This window comes from Thermus scotoductus DSM 8553 (assembly GCF_000381045.1).
In the GTDB taxonomy this organism is placed as follows: Bacteria; Deinococcota; Deinococci; order Deinococcales; family Thermaceae; genus Thermus; species Thermus scotoductus.
Window position 1 is genome coordinate 1 of record NZ_KB905808.1, and the last position, 1279, is coordinate 1279.

A 1279-nucleotide genomic window follows, 5' to 3' on the forward strand; every position below is an offset into this window, starting at 1 on the left:
GCTGGGAGGGGGCTTGGGTGTTCCCACACATTTATCCAAGCCCCTTCCTTATTGGCGTGTCAATGCATATGCAGGTGAATATCCGAAAGGGGGGAGGCTATGAGCGTTAGGGAGCGTCTGTATCGGACCTTAAGGGATCGGTTTGGCCTAGAGGAGTTCCGTCCGGGACAGCTGGAAGCCGTAGAGGCGGCCCTTTCGGGGAAGCGGCTTTTGTTGATCCAACCCACGGGTTGGGGAAAGAGCCTGGTCTACCAGATGGTGGCCGCTGAAAGGGGTTTGACCTTGGTTTTCAGTCCGCTCAAGGCCCTCATGCGAGATCAGGTGCGGGAAGCCGAAAAGTATGGGTTGAAAGCTCGGGTTCTTAACTCGGACATGGAGCCGGAAGAACAAGAAGCCATCCTCAAGGAAGCGAGCGAAGGGGGAGTGGATCTCCTCTACATTGCCCCAGAGCGGCGCCACAATGGTCTGTGGAGGGAATGGTACGGCCTTCTTCCTATCCGGGCCTTGGTGGTGGACGAGGCCCACTGTATTTCCCAGTGGGGCCATGATTTTCGCCCCGATTACCGGCGGATCATAGAGTTCGTGCGGTTATTGCCCCCGCAAACACCGGTGATTGCGGTCACCGCGACAGCAACACGGCGGGTTCAGGAAGATATCGAAGCGCAGTTGGGAGGATCGTTGCACGTCATCCGCGGAAGCTTGACCCGCCCCAATCTTAGCCTTCATGTCGTCCGTGTGGGAGATGAAGCAGAAAAGTTCGCAGAAGTGTACCGCTGGGTGAGCTTCTTAGAGGGGACTGGGATTGTTTATACCGCCACTAAAGCCTCCGCAGAAGCAATCGCCGCTTTCCTCCAGGAGAATGGCGTGGACGCCCGCTATTACCATGCGGATTTGCCTTTAGAAGAGCGAAAGGCCATAGAAGAGGCTCTCCTCAACAACGAAGTGAAGGCTGTTGTTTCCACAAATGCCCTAGGAATGGGGATTAACAAGCTCGATCTCCGCTTTATCGTGCACGCCGAGGTTCCAGGGTCACTTCTGGCCTATTACCAAGAGATCGGCCGGGCCGGTCGCGATGGTCTGCCTGCTTACGCTGTACTGATTTACGATCCAGAGGACAGATCCATTCAAGAGCACTTCATAAAAAACAGCAAACCTCCTGAGGAAGCCTACCAGCGCGTTCACCAGATTCCTTCGTGTGCTACCTCATAGCTCCACCCCGGCCATCCTGAGCAAGACCCGACTCCGAATGAGGTTGTGAACCAGCAGAATGAGGTTTATT

At 55.4% G+C, this 1279-nt stretch carries 1 protein-coding gene; it reads left to right on the top strand.

Annotation, left to right across the window (positions count from 1 at the left end; all coding sequences use genetic code 11):
• The first annotated feature begins 99 nt into the window (after positions 1–99).
• Positions 100–1209 carry a RecQ family ATP-dependent DNA helicase gene (locus tag F604_RS12360; protein ID WP_019551788.1) on the top strand — a complete coding sequence of 370 codons (1110 nt, stop codon included), beginning with the start codon at positions 100–102 and terminating at the stop codon, positions 1207–1209.
• Positions 1210–1279 lie beyond the last annotated feature (70 nt).

What these genes read in the sequence shown, in the direction of transcription:
- F604_RS12360 (WP_019551788.1), top strand. Translation starts at nt 100, where the DNA reads ATGAGCGTTAGGGAGCGTCTGTATCGGACCTTAAGGGATCGGTTTGGC.